17 protein-coding genes are annotated in these 16,081 nt (G+C 64.9%); 9 read left to right on the top strand and 8 right to left on the bottom strand.

Going from position 1 to position 16,081, the window contains the following annotated elements; genetic code table 11:
* Positions 1 to 282: 282 nt before the first annotated feature.
* The 7 genes from AC1DVR_RS17460 (at position 283) to AC1DVR_RS17430 (ending at position 6,379) form a co-directional block, all read left to right on the top strand.
* Positions 283 to 1,278, top strand: coding sequence for a TraB/GumN family protein (locus AC1DVR_RS17460; protein ID WP_478001879.1), 996 nt, complete (start codon positions 283 to 285; stop codon positions 1,276 to 1,278).
* A 148-nt stretch (positions 1,279 to 1,426) separates the two neighbouring features.
* Positions 1,427 to 2,347 (top strand): manganese-dependent inorganic pyrophosphatase, encoded by a 921-nt coding sequence (locus tag AC1DVR_RS17455; protein WP_478001878.1) that lies wholly within the window; start codon positions 1,427 to 1,429, stop codon positions 2,345 to 2,347.
* A gap of 142 nt (positions 2,348 to 2,489) precedes the next feature.
* Complete coding sequence (locus AC1DVR_RS17450; protein ID WP_478001877.1) at positions 2,490 to 3,365, top strand: TIGR01459 family HAD-type hydrolase; 876 nt, start codon at positions 2,490 to 2,492, stop codon at positions 3,363 to 3,365.
* A 106-nt stretch (positions 3,366 to 3,471) separates the two neighbouring features.
* Complete coding sequence (locus AC1DVR_RS17445; RefSeq protein ID WP_478001876.1) at positions 3,472 to 3,915, top strand: MaoC family dehydratase; 444 nt, start codon at positions 3,472 to 3,474, stop codon at positions 3,913 to 3,915.
* A gap of 28 nt (positions 3,916 to 3,943) precedes the next feature.
* Positions 3,944 to 4,861 (top strand): bifunctional riboflavin kinase/FAD synthetase, encoded by a 918-nt coding sequence (locus AC1DVR_RS17440; RefSeq protein WP_478001875.1) that lies wholly within the window; start codon positions 3,944 to 3,946, stop codon positions 4,859 to 4,861.
* A gap of 37 nt (positions 4,862 to 4,898) precedes the next feature.
* Entirely contained in the window at positions 4,899 to 5,348 is a 450-nt protein-coding gene (locus AC1DVR_RS17435; protein WP_478001874.1) for a YcgN family cysteine cluster protein, read from the top strand.
* A complete protein-coding gene (locus AC1DVR_RS17430; protein ID WP_478001873.1) occupies positions 5,348 to 6,379 on the top strand; it encodes a threonine aldolase family protein in 1,032 nt (343 codons plus the stop codon). The genes AC1DVR_RS17435 and AC1DVR_RS17430 overlap by 1 nt, the downstream gene beginning before the upstream one ends.
* A gap of 3 nt (positions 6,380 to 6,382) precedes the next feature.
* Here AC1DVR_RS17430 and AC1DVR_RS17425 read toward each other — a convergent pair whose 3' ends face one another.
* Together AC1DVR_RS17425 and AC1DVR_RS17420 are read right to left on the bottom strand one after the other, a co-directional pair.
* Positions 6,383 to 7,180: an alpha/beta fold hydrolase gene (locus tag AC1DVR_RS17425; RefSeq protein WP_478001872.1), complete on the bottom strand. Its 798-nt coding sequence runs from the start codon at positions 7,178 to 7,180 to the stop codon at positions 6,383 to 6,385.
* The gene (locus AC1DVR_RS17420; protein WP_478001871.1) at positions 7,181 to 7,777 is read right to left on the bottom strand and encodes a DsbA family protein; all 597 of its coding nucleotides are present in this window, start codon (positions 7,775 to 7,777) and stop codon (positions 7,181 to 7,183) included.
* 120 nt (positions 7,778 to 7,897) lie between these two features.
* Between AC1DVR_RS17420 and AC1DVR_RS17415 the strand changes: the two genes are divergently transcribed.
* Together AC1DVR_RS17415 and AC1DVR_RS17410 are read left to right on the top strand one after the other, a co-directional pair.
* Entirely contained in the window at positions 7,898 to 8,914 is a 1,017-nt protein-coding gene (locus AC1DVR_RS17415; protein WP_478001870.1) for a ribose-phosphate pyrophosphokinase, read from the top strand.
* Between the two features lie 66 nt (positions 8,915 to 8,980).
* Entirely contained in the window at positions 8,981 to 10,405 is a 1,425-nt protein-coding gene (locus tag AC1DVR_RS17410) for a methyl-accepting chemotaxis protein (protein WP_478001869.1), read from the top strand.
* Between the two features lie 82 nt (positions 10,406 to 10,487).
* Here AC1DVR_RS17410 and AC1DVR_RS17405 read toward each other — a convergent pair whose 3' ends face one another.
* The 6 genes from AC1DVR_RS17405 to AC1DVR_RS17380 all read right to left on the bottom strand — a co-directional run bounded on the left by AC1DVR_RS17405 (position 10,488) and on the right by AC1DVR_RS17380 (position 15,815).
* Positions 10,488 to 10,838, bottom strand: a complete 351-nt coding sequence (locus AC1DVR_RS17405; RefSeq protein WP_478001868.1) for an H-type lectin domain-containing protein — start codon at positions 10,836 to 10,838, stop codon at positions 10,488 to 10,490.
* 134 nt (positions 10,839 to 10,972) lie between these two features.
* Entirely contained in the window at positions 10,973 to 11,380 is a 408-nt protein-coding gene (locus tag AC1DVR_RS17400; protein WP_478001867.1) for a F0F1 ATP synthase subunit epsilon, read from the bottom strand.
* A 9-nt stretch (positions 11,381 to 11,389) separates the two neighbouring features.
* The gene (gene atpD, locus AC1DVR_RS17395; RefSeq protein WP_478001866.1) at positions 11,390 to 12,808 is read right to left on the bottom strand and encodes a F0F1 ATP synthase subunit beta; all 1,419 of its coding nucleotides are present in this window, start codon (positions 12,806 to 12,808) and stop codon (positions 11,390 to 11,392) included.
* Between the two features lie 17 nt (positions 12,809 to 12,825).
* A complete protein-coding gene (locus AC1DVR_RS17390; protein ID WP_478001865.1) occupies positions 12,826 to 13,695 on the bottom strand; it encodes a F0F1 ATP synthase subunit gamma in 870 nt (289 codons plus the stop codon).
* 21 nt (positions 13,696 to 13,716) lie between these two features.
* Entirely contained in the window at positions 13,717 to 15,255 is a 1,539-nt protein-coding gene (atpA, locus tag AC1DVR_RS17385; protein WP_478001864.1) for a F0F1 ATP synthase subunit alpha, read from the bottom strand.
* Complete coding sequence (locus tag AC1DVR_RS17380; RefSeq protein WP_478001863.1) at positions 15,255 to 15,815, bottom strand: F0F1 ATP synthase subunit delta; 561 nt, start codon at positions 15,813 to 15,815, stop codon at positions 15,255 to 15,257. Before AC1DVR_RS17380 ends, atpA begins: the two co-directional genes overlap by 1 nt.
* Between the last annotated feature and the right edge of the window lie 266 nt (positions 15,816 to 16,081).

The following is a 16,081-nucleotide window of genomic DNA, read 5'->3' as shown; positions in this document are numbered from 1 at the left end:
CCGTTTAGGGGTGATGCACAAAGGTTTGGGCTGATATCACGCGCAAAAATGTCGAATGCGTGCAGCAATTCGGGCTGCATTAAGGCCGGGTTGCGGCCCGGGCCAGAAATGCGGGATCAAAACGCGGGGTCGCGTCGAGAAGGGCCGGCCGGGTTGCGACACTCTCCCCTGACGTGCAGGCGCCTCTTGGCTCGCCGGGGCGCGCTCTGGTGCTGCGCGGGGTGACGTGGCAGGGTGGCGCTGCCTGCCCCAATGGGCATTCTTTCCGCAAAGGGCTCCGCGATGCGTCTGTCTGTTCTTGCCTGTCTTCTGGCCCTTTGGCCTGCCCTTGCGGGCGCCGCAGGGGCGGCGGAATGTCAGGGCCGCGACCTGATCGCCGCCCTGCCGCCTGCCGATCTGGCGGCGCTGAAGGCCGAGGCCGAGGTGCCCTTTGCCCATGGCAACCTGTGGACGGCGACGCGGGACGGGCAGAGCATCACGCTGGTCGGCACCTATCATCTGGCGGACCCGCGCTTTGCCCCGCTGCTGGCCCGGCTGGAGCCGGCTTTGGCGGGGGCGAAGGCCCTGCTGGTCGAGGCGGGACCGAAGGAGGAAAGCGACCTCAAGGCGCGGGTGGCCTCGGACCCCTCGCTTTTGCTGCTGCCGGCGGGCACCACCCTGAAGGATCAGATGCGCCCGGAGGAATGGCAGGGCCTTTCGGCGGCCATGACGGCGCGGCAGATGCCCCCGGCCGTGGGCGCGCGGCTGCAGCCCTGGATGCTCGCCACACTTCTGTCGCTGCCAACCTGCCTGTTCCCGATGGGCCCTGCGGCGGAACAGGGGCTGGACAAGCAGCTGATCTCGCAAGCCATTGCCCGCAATCTGCCCATCGTGGCGCTGGAGCCCTATGACACGGTGCTGAAGATCTTCGCCGCCTTCCGCTTCGCCGACCAGATCGCCTTCCTGAACCAGACGGTGGCCACCGATGCCCAGTCCGATGACATGGCAGCGACGCTTGGCGCGGCCTATTTCGCCGGCGAAAGCCAGCTTTTCGCGGTCTTCTCGCAACGCCAGCTTCTGACCCTGCCCGGCATGACCCAGGCCGAGGCCGAACGGGAGACGGCGCTGGTCGATGGCGCGATGCTCACGGGGCGCAACGCCGCCTGGATCGCCGTGCTGGAGGCCGAGGCCGCAAAGGGCCCGGTTCTGGCGGCCTTTGGCGCGCTGCATCTGCCCGGCGAAAAGGGGGTGCTGAACCTTCTGGCGCAGCAGGGGTGGAAGGTGACCCCGCTGCCCTGAGACTTCCCTTAAGGCAGGCCTCGGGAACGGCTGTTGCCGCAGCGCGGCATTTCAGCCCATGTTGGCGGCGGTGGCCGCAGTCCCCCGTGACAAAAGCGGTCCCACCGCCTATAAGCCGGGCAAAATCAGCTTCTGCAAAGGTATCTGCATGACCATCAAGGTTTTCGGCCACAAGTCCCCCGACACCGATTCCACCGGCTCGCCCATCGTCTGGGCCTGGTATCTGTCCGAAGTCAAAGGCACCCCGGCCAAGCCCTGCCTCCTTGGCGAGCCCAATACCGAAGCCGCCTTCGTGCTGAAGCACTGGGACCTGCCCAAGCCCGAGATCATCGCGGATGTGACCGCCGCCGATACAGTGGTCATCGTCGACACCAACAACCCCGCCGAACTGCCGGCCTCGATCAACGATGCGCAGATCATCGGCATCATCGACCACCACATGCTGGTCGGCGGCCTCAAGACCAAATCGCCGATCAACATCACCGTGCGCCCGCTGGCCTGCACCGCCACGATCATGTTCGACCTGATGGGCGGCGACATCGCCAAGGCGCCGCGCGCCATCAAGGGCGCGATGCTGTCCTGCATCCTGTCCGACACGCTGGAGTTCCGCTCGCCCACCACGACCGACCATGACCGCGACGTCGCGGAATCGCTGGCGGCCGAGCTCGGCGTCGATATCGGCGCCTTCGCGACCCAGCTGTTTGAAGCGAAGTCCGACATCTCGGCCTTCTCGGATGCCGCTTTGCTGCGGATGGATTCCAAGGAATACAACGTCGCCGGCAAGGAGCTGCGCGTCTCGGTGCTGGAAACCACCGCGCCGAAGATCGTGCTGGACCGCAAGGCCTCGCTGATGGAGTCGATGGTCGGTGTGGCCAAGGAAGACGGCGCGGATCAGGTGCTTCTGTTCGTCGTCGACATCCTGAAGGAAGAGGCGACGCTCTTGGTGCCGAACGATCTGGTCAAGCAGATGGCCGAAGCCTCGTTTGGCGTGACGGTCACCGGCGACACCGTGGTTCTGCCCGGCATCATGAGCCGCAAAAAGCAGATCATCCCGGCGCTGAAGCTCTGAACCAAGATGGGCCAATGGCCCATCCTACCGGACACCTTTGTTCTCTTTGCCCCGCGGGCCGGAAATTGCTTCCGGCCCGCTGTCATTCCGGGGGGCGGCGCGCTAGATACTCCGGGATAAACGCATTGGCGAAAGGCCCGAGATGACCGAACTGATCCAGACCCTCTCTGACATCGGCAGCCGTTATGAGGCGGTGTTCTGCGATCTCTGGGGCTGTTTGCACAACGGCAAGGCGCCGTTTCCGCAGGCCGTGGCGGCCTTGCAGGCCTACCGCGCCAAGGGCGGCAAGGTCGTGCTTCTGACTAACGCGCCGCGTCCGAACGGCAGCGTGATCCGCCAGCTCGACGGCATGGGCGTTCCGCGTGATGCCTGGGATATCGTGGTCAGCTCGGGCGATGCGACGCAATATGCGTTGTTCTCCGGCGCCTTCGGGACCCGGGCCTTCTTCATCGGTGCCGACAAGGATGAGCCCTTCTTCATCGACCTGCCTGAGGACCTGACCCCGGTGCCGATCACCCGTGTGCCCGCCGAAGAGGCCGATGTGGTGATCTGCACGGGGCTGCGCGATGACATGACCGAGACGCCGGAGGATTATAAGCTGGACCTGATGCGGGCCAAGAATGCCGGGCTGACCCTCCTCTGCGCCAACCCCGATATCATTGTCGATTACGGCAGCAAGCGGCTGTACTGCGCCGGGGCGATTGCTCAGGCCTATGAGGAGATGGGCGGGGCCACGATGTATTTCGGCAAGCCGCATCCGCCGATCTATGACCTGGCCCGGCGTCGTCTTGCCGCCCTCGGCCTGCGCCGCGATGCAGAAATTCTCTGCATCGGCGATGGGATCGGCACCGATGTGCAGGGCGCCATGGCCGAGGGGATGGATGTGCTGTTCGTCACCGGCGGCATTGCAGCCGCCGAGTTCGGGCCGGATTCTGACAACCCCGACAAGGGCTTGCTGGAAAGTTGGCTTCAGGCGCGGCAAATGTCGGCGCGCTACTCGATTGCGAAACTGCGGTAGGGTCGCAACAGTATTTCCCAGAGTTATCATGTGGCGCAATTATCTTGCGCAACGGATTGCGCTGCGTTGCGGCATTTGCTAGGCTGTCAGCAACCCGGAGGGAATCATGCTCGACAACCACGCGCCCGAGACGATCTGCATCGAAGACATGGAAATCGGCATGCTGCGTTCGCGCAAGAAGCAGATCACCGACCATGACATCATTGCCTTTGCCGATGTCTCGACCGACCGGAACCCGGTGCATCTGGACGAGGCCTATGCGCAGGAGACGATGTTTCAGGGCCGCATCGCGCATGGCATGCTGACCGCCAGCCTGATCTCCGCCGTGGTGGGCGAGCAACTTCCGGGCCATGGCACGGTCTATCTGTCGCAAAGCCTTCGCTTCATGGCCCCGGTCCGCCCGGGTGATCTTTTGGAGGCATTTGTGAAAGTCACCGCCATCGACCACGCCAAGCGCCGGGTTACGCTTGAAACCTACTGCATGGTGGGCAATACCGTGGTCTTGAAAGGCGAGGCGCTGGTTCTGGCGCCAAGCCGCAAGTTCGACTGACGGGGACAGGCCCCGCACCCGGGGAAGAATGCGGATAAGCAAGCATTGGCAAGGGCTTGCCCCTGACGCGCGCGGAGCCTCCGTCGCCATGGGCAATTTCGACGGCGTCCATCTGGGGCATCAGGCGGTGATTGACCTGGCCCGTGGTAAGGCGCCCTTGGGAATCGTCACCTTCGAGCCGCATCCGCGCGAGGTTTTCGCACCGCAAGCGGCCCCGTTCCGGCTGATGAACCCGGAATCGCGGGCCAATCGGCTGGCCAAGCTTGGGGTGCAGGAGCTGTATGAACTGCCCTTCGATGCGACGCTCGCCGGGCTGACGCCCGAGGAATTCGCTCGCGACGTGCTGGCCCAAGGGCTTGGCGTGTCGCATGTCGTGGTGGGCAACGACTTCCGCTTTGGCAAGGGGCGGGCCGGGACGGCGCAGGATCTGGTGGCGCTGGGCAAGACCTATGGCTTTGGCGTGACCGTGGCCGATCTGGTGCGGCATGACGGGATCGAGATCTCCTCCACCGCGATCCGCACCGCCTTGGCCGAGGGGCGGCCGCGTGATGCCGCCGCCATGCTCGGCCATTGGCACCGGATCGACGGCGAGGTGATCCATGGTGAGAAGCGCGGGCGCGAACTGGGCTATCCGACCGCGAACATGTCGGTGGCGGGGCTGCATCTGCCCAAGCTTGGCGTCTATGCCGTGCGGGTCGAGGTGCTGACCGGCCCGCAGGCCGGCCATTACATCGGGGCGGCGAGCCTTGGCGTGCGCCCGATGTTCGGCACCAACCTGCCCAATCTTGAGACCTTCCTCTTTGATTTCAAAGGCGATCTTTACGGCCAGCACCTCTCTGTCGCCTTGGTCGAATACCTGCGCCCCGAGATGAAGTTCGACGGTCTGCCGGCCCTGATGACCCAGATGGCGGCGGATTGCGACCGGGCGCGGGCGCTGCTTTCCTGACTTCCCATTCCGCGCAAATCCCGGCACTGTGCCGCCCATGACAAACCTGCGCCCCAACTTCTGGCATTTGCCCCTGACCAAGCTGACCCCCACCGAATGGGAGGCCTTGTGCGACGGCTGCGGCAAGTGCTGCCTCAACAAGCTGGAATATGAAGACACCGGCGAGGTCGAGTTCACCCGCGTCGCCTGCAAGCTTCTGGACGGCGAGACCTGCCGCTGCTCGAAGTACGAAACCCGGCACCAATATGTGCCCGAATGCATCCGCCTGTCGCCCAAGACCCTGCCGAAGATCGCCTATTGGATGCCGCGCACCTGCGCCTATCGGCTGCTTTACGAGGGCAAGGATCTGCCGGAATGGCACCCTTTGCTGACCGGCGACCCGGAAAGCACCCATACGGCCGGGATCTCGGTGCGCGGCTGGACGGTGTCGGAACTTGAGGTCCCGGAGGAAGTCTGGGACGAATATCTGATTGATGAGAGACCCTGATGTTCTTTGCCTCTGACAATACCTCGGGCGGCGCGCCCGAGGTCATGGCGGCCCTGATGCGCGCCAATGACGGCTATGCCCGCAGCTACGGCGCCGACCCGATCATGGAGCGGGTGAAGTCGCAGATCCGCGACATCTTCGAGGCGCCCGAGGCCGAGGTCTACCTCGTCGCCACCGGGACAGCCGCCAATTCGCTGTCGGTTGCCCTGCTCTCCCCGCCTTGGTCCGCCGTCTTCGCCCATGCCGAGGCCCATATCGCCACCGACGAATGCGGCGCACCGGAGTTCTTTTCCGCCGGGGCCAAGCTGATCGGGGTGCCGGGCGACCATGGCAAGATCACGCCGCAGAGCCTTGGCGATGCGCTGGCGCGGATCGGCGCCTCGGGTGTGCATGGGGTCCAGCGCGGCATGCTGTCCCTGACCAATGTGACCGAGGCCGGGACGGTCTATACTCCTGCCGAGATCGCCGCCCTGACCGCGCTGGCCCGGGCGCAGGGCCTGCCCTGCCATCTGGACGGGGCGCGCTTTGCCAATGCGCTGGTGGCCACCGGAGCGACCCCGGCGGAAATGACCTGGAAGGCCGGGATTGATGTCCTGTCCTTTGGCGGCACCAAGAACGGCTGTCTGGGAGTCGAGGCGGTGGTCCTGTTCGATCCGTCGAGGGCCTGGGAGTTTGAACTGCGCCGCAAGCGCGCCGGGCATCTCTTCTCCAAGCACCGGTTCCTCTCGGCGCAATTCGAGGCCTATCTGACCGATGGGCTTTGGCTGCGGCTGGCCGCACAAGCCAATGCGATGGGGGCCCGGCTGGTGCAGGGGCTGGCGCAGGTGCCGGGGGCGAGCCTTCTGCACCCCGCCCCGGCCAACATGCTGTTCCCGGCCTGGGCCAAGGGCACCAATGCCCGCGCGGCGGAGCGGGGCGCGGTCTATTACGCCATGCCCGCGCCCGAGGGGCTGGAGGGTGGGCGTCTGGTCGCCAGCTGGTCCACGATCGCCGAGGATGTCGACGCCCTGCTGGATGCCCTGAAGGCCTGAGCCTTAGCTCGCGTCGAGATGGGCCTGCACCAGCGGCGCCAGCGCCCCGGCATCGATGACCGGGGCCATATGTCCCAATCCGGGGAGTGACAGGACGCGGGCGCAGGGCAGGCGCTGCGCCAGGGCCTTGTGGATCGCCGCGGTGATCTGCGGGCTGGTGGAACCACCCGCCAGCAGGACCGGTACGGCGATGGCCTCCAGCCCGCCGGGGCGCAGCATATGGGCCCCGTCCTCGCCCAGCACACCGTTCAGCGCCGGGATCAGCGGCATCCGGTCGCGCATGTAGGACTGGATGCGCTCGGGCAGGGACTCGAGCGGCTGACCGGCGCCCCAGTCGGCGTGGAAGAGCCGCAGCGCGCCGAGGTTATCACCTGCTGCCACCAGCCGCGTCACCTCGGCATGGTGGCGGGTGAAGTCTGCGAAACTCGGGTCGGCATGGGCGGCGGCGAAGAAGACCGGCTCGAACAGGGTGAGGCTGCGCACCAGGTCGGGCCGCGTCAGGGCCAGGCGCAGGGCCACGGTGCCGCCGAAGGAATGGCCAAGCAGGTCGATCGGCCCGCCCTGTCCCAGCGCCTCGGCCATGGCGACCGCGGAGCCGGTGGCCAGAGCGTGCAGATCGCTGACCCCGTCCCAATCCGGCGCTCGGCCATGACCCGGCAGGTCCATCGCCGTCAGGGTCACGCCTTGCAGCACCCCCGCCATCCCCGCCCAGGCCCCGGCATGGGCCAGCGAGCAATGCAGCGCCAGAACAGGGCGCGCCCCGCCGAGGGCCCAGCTGCGATGCGGCGGCAGGTCGGTCATTCAGAGCTTGCCGGCAAGGTAGAGGTCCAAATCCTCCAGCCGGTCCTGGCCCCAGAACTTCTCTTCGCCCACGATGTAGAAGGGCACGCCGAAGACGCCGCGCGCCAGCGCCTCGTCGAGATTGCGGCCATAGGTCTCGGCGGCCGACAGCATGTAACGGTCGGCAATCGCAGGGTCAAAGCCGTGCGCGGCGAGGATCGCCTTCACCACCTCATCCTCGGCGACATTGCGCCCCTCGGCCCAGACCGCGCGCAAAAAGCCCTGCACCAGCCCCGGCAGATCGCCGCCGCCCGCCTTGATCGCGGCCAGCACCGCATAGGAGGAGGGCGCCGGGTTGACCGGCATGAAGGGCGGCTTGGGGTCGAGCTTCATCCCCAGACGGGCCGACCAGCGGCGCAGCTCCTGCAGGCGATAGTCCTTGCGGCTTTGATGCCGGTCGGCCAGCACCTGCCCGCCGGTGCGCGGGAACAGCGCCATCGGGTCAAGCGGGATGTAGCGGATCGTGGCGCCATGCCGCGCCGCCACTTCCTCCAGCCGGTCGCCTGCCAGATAGCAAAACGGCGAGATGGTGGAAAAGAAATACTCGATCTGCGGCATCCTGTACTCCGGTTAGCGGTCACACTGGTTTGCAAGACCCTAGAAGGTTGATAAGCGGTGTCAACGTCACGAATCCGTCATGCGAGGCCGGCCCGCCTCAGCTGAGCGCAAGGATAGAATATGCCCGTCATCACCGAACCGAAGCTCATCGCTGGCAATGCCAACATGAGCCTGGCGAAAGCCATTGCCCGTCGCATGTCGATGCACCGCGGCATGTCCGTCAACCTGGTCGACGCAAGGGTCGAACGGTTCAACGATGCCGAGATCTTCGTCGAGGTCTATGAGAACGTCCGCGGCGAGGATATGTACATCATCCAGCCGACCTCGAACCCGGCGAATGACAACCTGATGGAACTGCTGATCATGGCCGACGCGCTGCGCCGGTCCTCGGCCGACCGCATCTCTGCCGTGATCCCCTATTTCGGCTATGCCCGCCAAGACCGCCGCGCAAAGGCGCGCACGCCGATCACCGCCAAACTGGTTGCCAACATGATCACCGAAGCCGGGATCGACCGGGTGCTGACGCTGGATCTGCACGCAGCCCAGATCCAGGGCTTCTTCGACATTCCGGTGGACAACCTCTACGCCTCGCCGGTCTTTGCCCTGGATATCGAGCATCACTTCAAGGACAAGCTGACCGACATCATGGTCGTCTCACCCGACGTCGGCGGTGTGGCGCGGGCGCGCGAGCTGGCCAAGCGGATCAATGCGCCTTTGGCCATCGTCGACAAGCGGCGCGAGAAGGCCGGCGAAGTGGCCGAGATGACGGTGATCGGCAGCGTCGAGGGCAAGGTCTGCATCATCGTCGATGACATCGCCGACACGGCGGGCACGCTCTGCAAGGCGGCTGATCTGCTGATGAAGAACGGCGCCAAGGAAGTGCATTCCTATATCACGCACGGCGTCCTGTCGAACGGCGCCGTGGCGCGGGTGGCGGGCTCGGCGATGAAATCGCTGGTGATCACCGATTCCATCGAACCCTCGGAAGAGGTGCGCAATTCGCCCAATATCCGCATCGTGCCGACCGCGCCGATGTTCGCCCAAGCCATCCTGAACATCTGGAACGGCACCTCGGTGTCCTCGCTGTTCGAGACGGAAACCCTCGTGCCGATCTACGAGGGCATGTACTCGCGCTGAGCCGTCTTCAGCATTTCTAAACCCTGAGCGGTCATTCTGCGCTGAACCCCAAGGATCAGTGCCAGCATGACCGCCCCTGCCGCCCGCCTCAGCTCGCCCATGCCCGCCCCCCTGCCCGCACGGGACGGGGCGCTGGACCAGATGGCAGAGGCGACGATCCGGCTTGGCCATGACATCGTGGATGTGTCGGGCTTTCTGGATGGCGCGGAGGCTTCGGCCCAGCAGCAGACCGCGCAACTGATCGAAGCGCGCCGCGCGGCGCAAGGCCTCGGTCAGGCCAGCCACACGATGATCGAGGCGAGCGAGAAGCTGGGCCAGTCGATTGGCGGCATGGTGCAGACCCTGGCCGATTCGGCGGGCAAGCTTTCCACCGTCATGGGGTCGAGCCAGCGGGTGCTGAGCTGGGTCAGCGGGCTGGACGACCGGCTGGGCCAGGTTGATGACACGGTGGGGCGGACGCAGGCCTCCAACGGCCGCATCCTGCACATCGCGCGTGAAGTGAACATCCTGGCGATCAATGCCAAGATCGAGGCGGCGCGCGCCGGTGCCTCTGGCCGCGGCTTTGCGGTGGTGGCCGATGCGATCAACACCCTGTCGCAGCAGACGGCGCAGGCGGCGGCGGTGATTTCGGATACCGTGGGGGTTCTGGTCGCCGAAATCGCCGCACTGCGCGAGGATGCCCGCCGGGTCGCGGCCACCGCCCATGGCGGCCTGGGCGAGCTCGTCGAGGCCGAAAAGACGATGGAGGCGCTGTCGACCGTGGCCCAGGCCGGCGGCACGCTGACCGCCACGATCGCCGGCGATGCGGCGCGGATGCGGACGGCGATGGACAGCTTCGGCCCGAGTTTCCGCGCGCTGGATACGGGGGTGGAGGAACAGGCCAGCAAGGTGGGCGAGGCGCGGCGCCGGGTGTCGGACCTGATCCGCCTCAGCGAGGGGATGATCCAGCGGCTGGTCCAGATGGGCGGCGCCACCAGCGACCAACCCCGGATCGAAGCGGTTATGGCCAATGCCGCAAGGCTCTCCGCCAGTCTGGAACAGGCGGTGGAGCGTGGCGATATCACGATGGCCGACCTTTTCAGCAGCGACTACCGCCCGGTTCCGGGGTCAGAGCCCAGGCAATTCATCGCCCCCTTCACCATCCTGACCGACCGGCTTTTTCCCCCGGTGCAGGAGGCCGCCTTGGCGGCGGATCCCAGGATCGTCTTTTGCGCGGCGGTGGACCGCAATGGCTATCTGCCGACGCACAACCGCAAATTCTCACAACCGCAGGGGGCGGATCCGGTGTGGAACGCGGCGAACGCGCGGCATCGCCGGATGTTCAACGACCGCGTGGGTCTGGGTGCCGGACGGTCGACCGAGCCCTTCCTGCTGCAGATCTATCGCCGCGACATGGGCGGCGGCAAGTTCCTGATGATGAAGGACATCTCCGCCCCGATCACCGTGCAGGGCCGGCACTGGGGCGGCCTGCGGCTGGCCTATGGGTTCTGAACGCGATCGGGGCCCAGAAGGTTCGGGGATCTGGCAGCGGGGGTCACCCGGTTCTGGCATCGGCCCGACGGCCCGGGCCGGGTCACTCGATCTCCCAGTCCTCGTCGTCCCGGACGGCGCCGATCGCGGTCCAGTCGGCGCGGACACGGGCCACGCGGGTGTCGCCCCAGGTGCGGAAGACCAGTTCAAATCCGCTGGCGGTGATCTTCTCGGCTGCGATGTCGGCGCGCTGGGTGTGGCGGTTGTCGATGTCCCACATCGACATGCTGACCATCACCGAAGGCGTCGCAACAAAGCTCTCGCGAAAGGTGATGGCATGCCGGCTTTCACGGTCGCCCTGCCCGGTCCACATCTTTCCCCCATCGGCAAAATCGGAAAACAGAACCCTGCTTCCCTGCGTGATGCCGATCTTCCCCGTCGATATGCGCTTCATGCTGCCTCTGAAAGGACCTTGCATCCGTCATAATGTCATAATGCAAAATGAGAAAGGCCCCGCAATGGCGGGGCCTTGTCAGAATTGCGGAAGCCCTGGCGAAGTTTAGACAGTTCGGCCCCCGTTGCGGGGCCTCAATGTCCCTTGAGGATCGCGTCGTGCAACGCCAGGGCGTCAGCGACGTTTTTTTCCGCCAAGTCCCTGTCTTCGGGCAAGGCCGCCGCGGCGAGCGAGCGGGCCTCGGCGAGGATCGAGTCGATCACCGTGCCGGTTGCCTCTTCAAAAGGGACAACACGTTCGGCCAGCACCGAAACCCCGGTGCCGGTGACCTCGGCAAAGCCGCCGGTCACGACATAGGACTTGATCGCGCCATCGACACCCACAACCCGCAAAGTGCCGGTGCGCAGGGTCACGATGACGGGCGTGTGGCCCTCCATCGCGGTCAGATCGCCCTCGGTGCCGGGGATCAGCACCTCGGTCGCAGCCATCGAAGCAAGACGCTTCTCCGGGCTGACGAGGTCGAATTGCAGGGTGCCTGCCATGATGACCTCTTACGCTGCGGCCGCAGCCAGACGCTGGGCCTTTTCGATGACTTCCTGGATGCCGCCGACCATGTAGAAGGCCGCTTCCGGCAGGTGGTCATATTCGCCGGCAACCACAGCCTTGAACGACTTGATGGTTTCTTCCAGCGGAACCTGCTTGCCGTCCGACCCGGTGAAGACCTTTGCCACGTCGAAGGGCTGGCTCAGGAAACGCTGGATCTTGCGGGCACGCGCCACGGTCAGTTTGTCTTCTTCCGACAGTTCGTCCATCCCGAGGATGGCGATGATGTCCTGCAGCGACTTGTAGCGCTGCAGCACGCCCTGAACCGAACGCGCGACGTTGTAGTGCTCTTCGCCGATGACCGAGGGGTCCAGCAGACGCGAGGAGCTGTCGAGCGGGTCCACGGCCGGGTAGATGCCAAGCTCCGAGATGGCGCGCGACAGAACGGTCGTGGCGTCAAGGTGGGCAAACGAGGTCGCAGGTGCCGGGTCGGTAAGGTCGTCGGCCGGAACGTAGATGGCCTGCACCGAGGTGATCGAGCCGTTCTTGGTCGAGGTGATGCGTTCCTGCAGGGCGCCCATGTCGGTCGCCAGCGTCGGCTGGTAGCCCACGGCGGAGGGGATACGACCCAGGAGAGCCGACACTTCCGAACCTGCTTGGGTGAAGCGGAAGATGTTGTCGACGAAGAACAGAACGTCGGTACCGGACTGGTCACGGAACTGCTCGGCCAGCGTCAGACCGGTCAGAGCCACACGCGCACGGGCGCCCGGCGGTTCGTTCATCTGACCGTAGACCAGCGCCACTTTCGACTTGGTCATGTCTTCCAGGTTGATAACCCCGGATTCGATCATTTCGTGGTAGAGGTCGTTGCCCTCACGAGTCCGTTCACCCACACCGGCGAAAACGGAGTAGCCCGAGTGCACCTTGGCGATGTTGTTGATCAGTTCCATGATCAGAACGGTCTTGCCCACACCGGCGCCGCCGAAGAGGCCGATCTTGCCGCCCTTGGCGTAGGGGGCGAGCAGGTCGATGACCTTGATCCCGGTCACCAGAACGATCGACTCGGTCGATTGTTCGGCGAAGGTCGGGGCCTTCTGGTGGATGGCGCGGAATTCGGTCGCGTTGACCGGGCCCTTTTCGTCCACCGGCTCGCCGATGACGTTCAGGATGCGGCCGAGCGTTGCGTCACCGACCGGCACCGAGATCGGAGCGCCCGAGTTGGTGACGATGGCGCCGCGGACCAGACCTTCGGTCGCGTCCATGGCGATGCAGCGCACGGTGTTTTCGCCAAGGTGCTGGGCGACTTCCATCACCAGCTTCTTGCCGTTGTTGTCGGTGATCACAGCGTTCAGAATCGCCGGCAGCGCGCCATCAAACTGAACGTCGACCACGGCGCCGATCACCTGGGTGATTTTACCTTGTGACATGGTGTCTCTCCGGTTCCTCAGAGCGCCTCGGCGCCCGAAATGATTTCGATAAGTTCCTTGGTGATCGCGGCCTGACGCGAGCGGTTGTAGACGATGGTCATCTTGTTGATCATGTCGCCCGCATTGCGGGTGGCATTGTCCATCGCACTCATCCGCGCACCTTGTTCCGAAGCCGCATTCTCCAGGAGCGCCGTGAAGACCTGCGTCGCCACTGCGCGCGGCAGCAGGTCGGCAAGGATCTGTTCCTCGGACGGTTCGTAGTCATAGACGACCGAAGCCTGGGCAGGGCCCTCGAACTTGGCCGGAATGACCTGAAGTGCGGTCGGAATCTGGCTGATCACCGATTGGAAGCGGTTGTAGAACAGCGTCACCACGTCACATTCGCCGGCGTCGAAACGGGTCAGGATCTCGCGGGCGACGTCACGCGCATTGGCGTACCCCATCCGCTTGACCTCGCTCATGTCGACATGGCCGACGAAGTACTGGCCATATTCGCGGCGCATCTGCTCGCGGCCCTTCTTGCCGACGGTGAGGATTTTCACCGTTTTGCCGGCCGCCAGCAGTTCCGCGATCTTCGCCCGGGCCAGCCGGACGATGGTCGTGTTGAAACCGCCGCAGAGGCCACGCTCCGAGGTCATGACGACCAGGAGGTGCACTTTGTCCGCGCCCGTCCCGGCCAGAAGCCGGGGCGCGCCATCGCTGGTGCCGACAGAGGCGGCAAGTCCCGCCATCACCGCCGTCATCCGCTCGGCATAGGGCCGGGCGGCTTCGGCAGAGTCCTGCGCGCGGCGAAGCTTCGCCGCAGAGACCATCTGCATCGCCTTCGTGATCTTGCGCGTGTTCTTAACGCTGCCGATCCGGTTCTTTAAGTCCTTCAAGCTGGGCATTTTGCTGCTCCCGGACCTAAATTACGCGAAGTCTTTGGCGAATGCGTCCAGCTCGGCCCGAATAGCTTTTTCCAGATCCCCGGCCACCTTGCGGTCTTTCGCCGTGATGTCTGCCAGAAGCGCCGCACCTTTGGTGCGCAGGTGCTTCAGAAGGCCGGCTTCGTAGCGGCCCACGTCCTTGACGGCGACCTTGTCGAGATAGCCATTGGCACCGGCGAAGATGACGCAGACGATTTCGGCATTGGTCAGCGGCGAGTATTGCGGCTGCTTCATCAGCTCGGTCAGGCGCGAACCACGGTTCAGCAGGGCCTGGGTCGAGGCGTCAAGGTCGGAACCGAACTGGGCGAAGGCCGCCATTTCGCGGTACTGCGCCAGTTCCAGCTTCACCTTGCCAGCCACCGACTTCATCGCGTTGGTCTGAGCGGAGGAGCCCACACGCGACACGGAGAGACCGGTGTTCACGGCCGGGCGGATGCCCTGGTAGAAGAGTTCGCCTTCGAGGAAGATCTGGCCGTCGGTGATCGAGATCACGTTCGTCGGAATGAAGGCCGAGATGTCGCCACCCTGGGTTTCGATGATCGGCAGTGCGGTCAGCGAGCCCGAGCCATTGTCGGCGTTCAGCTTGGCCGAACGCTCCAGCAGGCGCGAGTGCAGGTAGAACACGTCGCCCGGGTAAGCTTCGCGGCCCGGCGGGCGGCGCAGCAGGAGCGACATCTGACGGTAAGCGACGGCCTGCTTGGAAAGATCGTCATAGATCATCAGGGCGTGACGGCCGTTGTCGCGGAAGTATTCGCCCATCGCGGTCGCGGCGAAGGGGGCGAGGAACTGCATCGGCGCCGGGTCGGAGGCGGTGGCGGCCACGACGATCGTGTAGGCCATGGCACCGGTTTCTTCCAGCTTCTTCACCAGCTGTGCCACGGTCGAACGCTTTTGACCGATAGCCACATAGATGCAGTAGAGCTTCTTGCCTTCATCGGCGCCGGCGGCGTCGTTGTAGACCTTCTGGTTCAGAATGGCGTCGAGAGCGACGGCGGTCTTGCCGGTCTGACGGTCGCCGATGATCAGCTCGCGCTGGCCACGGCCGATCGGGATCATGGCGTCAACGGCCTTGAGCCCGGTGGCCATCGGCTCGTGCACCGACTGGCGCGGAATGATGCCCGGGGCTTTCACGTCAGCGACGCGACGCTCGGCGAACATGATCGGGCCCTTGCCGTCGATCGGGTTGCCCAGCGCGTCAACGACGCGACCCAGCAGGCCGTCGCCAGCGGGCACGTCCACGATGGACTTGGTGCGCTTGACGGTGTCGCCTTCCTTGATGTCCTGGTCGGAACCGAAGATCACGACACCGACGTTGTCGATCTCGAGGTTCAGTGCCATCCCGCGGATACCGCCGGGGAATTCGACCATTTCACCGGCCTGGACATTGTCCAGCCCGTAGACGCGCGCAATACCGTCACCGACGGAGAGCACGCGACCAACTTCAGCGACTTCGGCATCCTGACCGAAGTTCTTGATCTGCGCCTTCAGGATCGCAGAGATCTCAGCAGCCTGGATACCCATCACCCAACCTCTTTCATTGCATTCTGGAGTGCCGCGAGCTTGGCCTTGACCGACGTGTCGATCATGGTCGAGCCCAGCTTGACGATAAGACCGCCGATGAGGCTTTCATCCACGGTGGTGTTCAGTTTGACGTCCTTGCCGACATTGGCCTTCAGGGCCGCGACCAGCGCATCGCGCTGCCCCGCCGTCAGGACCGTGGCCGAGGCCACATCCGCCGTCACTTCGCCCTTTTCCACGGCGATGCGGGACTTGAGGTCCTGCACCAGCTGCGGCAGCACGAAAAGACGATGCTTTTGTGCCATCAAAGCCAGAGTGTTCTTGGTCAGCACCGAGAGGCCCATTTGATCGGCCACTGCGGCCATGGCTGCGGATTGCTCTTCCCGGTTCACAACGGGCGAGGCAATCATAGCTGCCAGCTCCGGGCTTTCGGTCAGAACCGCCCCCAAAGCATCGGCATCGGATTCCAGCGCCATCAAGGCGCCGCTTTCCTTTGCCAGTTCAAATAGAGCCAGGGCATAGCGCCCGGCGATGCTGAGGGAGATGGATGCTGTTTCCGACACGTCAACCCTTCCGCTGTCTGGGCGCCCAACCTGTCCTTCGGACAGATCAAGAGCCTCCGTTGGCGCACACATAGTGTCTGCGTCTCTTTGAGATTGGGGCGGCTCTAGCATAGGCCCCGCCACCTCGCAACCAAGAATCCCTCCGTTTTGGCATGCTCCGATGCGGCAATTCTTCACGCGGGCCTCACGCGGGCGTGAAGCGGCGGATTCAGGGGCGGAGCGGCCCGAAAGGTTTGCGCAAACAGCCGGGGCCGGGGTTGAAATCG

This window comes from Rhodobacter sp. P2_H5, assembly GCF_056403335.1.
The sequence above is the reverse complement of the archived record's forward strand: the minus strand, read 5'-3'. Positions and strand labels throughout refer to the sequence as shown.

What these genes read in the sequence shown, in the direction of transcription:
- AC1DVR_RS17420 (WP_478001871.1), bottom strand. Translation starts at nt 7,777, where the DNA reads ATGCCGCAGATCGAGTATTTCTTTTCCACCATCTCGCCGTTTTGCTAT.
- AC1DVR_RS17400 (WP_478001867.1), bottom strand. Translation starts at nt 11,380, where the DNA reads ATGGCAGGCACCCTGCAATTCGACCTCGTCAGCCCGGAGAAGCGTCTT.
- AC1DVR_RS17445 (WP_478001876.1), top strand. Translation starts at nt 3,472, where the DNA reads ATGCTCGACAACCACGCGCCCGAGACGATCTGCATCGAAGACATGGAA.
- AC1DVR_RS17460 (WP_478001879.1), top strand. Translation starts at nt 283, where the DNA reads ATGCGTCTGTCTGTTCTTGCCTGTCTTCTGGCCCTTTGGCCTGCCCTT.
- AC1DVR_RS17390 (WP_478001865.1), bottom strand. Translation starts at nt 13,695, where the DNA reads ATGCCCAGCTTGAAGGACTTAAAGAACCGGATCGGCAGCGTTAAGAAC.
- AC1DVR_RS17450 (WP_478001877.1), top strand. Translation starts at nt 2,490, where the DNA reads ATGACCGAACTGATCCAGACCCTCTCTGACATCGGCAGCCGTTATGAG.
- AC1DVR_RS17455 (WP_478001878.1), top strand. Translation starts at nt 1,427, where the DNA reads ATGACCATCAAGGTTTTCGGCCACAAGTCCCCCGACACCGATTCCACC.
- AC1DVR_RS17440 (WP_478001875.1), top strand. Translation starts at nt 3,944, where the DNA reads ATGCGGATAAGCAAGCATTGGCAAGGGCTTGCCCCTGACGCGCGCGGA.
- AC1DVR_RS17405 (WP_478001868.1), bottom strand. Translation starts at nt 10,838, where the DNA reads ATGAAGCGCATATCGACGGGGAAGATCGGCATCACGCAGGGAAGCAGG.
- AC1DVR_RS17435 (WP_478001874.1), top strand. Translation starts at nt 4,899, where the DNA reads ATGACAAACCTGCGCCCCAACTTCTGGCATTTGCCCCTGACCAAGCTG.
- atpD (WP_478001866.1), bottom strand. Translation starts at nt 12,808, where the DNA reads ATGTCACAAGGTAAAATCACCCAGGTGATCGGCGCCGTGGTCGACGTT.
- AC1DVR_RS17410 (WP_478001869.1), top strand. Translation starts at nt 8,981, where the DNA reads ATGACCGCCCCTGCCGCCCGCCTCAGCTCGCCCATGCCCGCCCCCCTG.
- AC1DVR_RS17430 (WP_478001873.1), top strand. Translation starts at nt 5,348, where the DNA reads ATGTTCTTTGCCTCTGACAATACCTCGGGCGGCGCGCCCGAGGTCATG.
- atpA (WP_478001864.1), bottom strand. Translation starts at nt 15,255, where the DNA reads ATGGGTATCCAGGCTGCTGAGATCTCTGCGATCCTGAAGGCGCAGATC.
- AC1DVR_RS17415 (WP_478001870.1), top strand. Translation starts at nt 7,898, where the DNA reads ATGCCCGTCATCACCGAACCGAAGCTCATCGCTGGCAATGCCAACATG.
- AC1DVR_RS17425 (WP_478001872.1), bottom strand. Translation starts at nt 7,180, where the DNA reads ATGACCGACCTGCCGCCGCATCGCAGCTGGGCCCTCGGCGGGGCGCGC.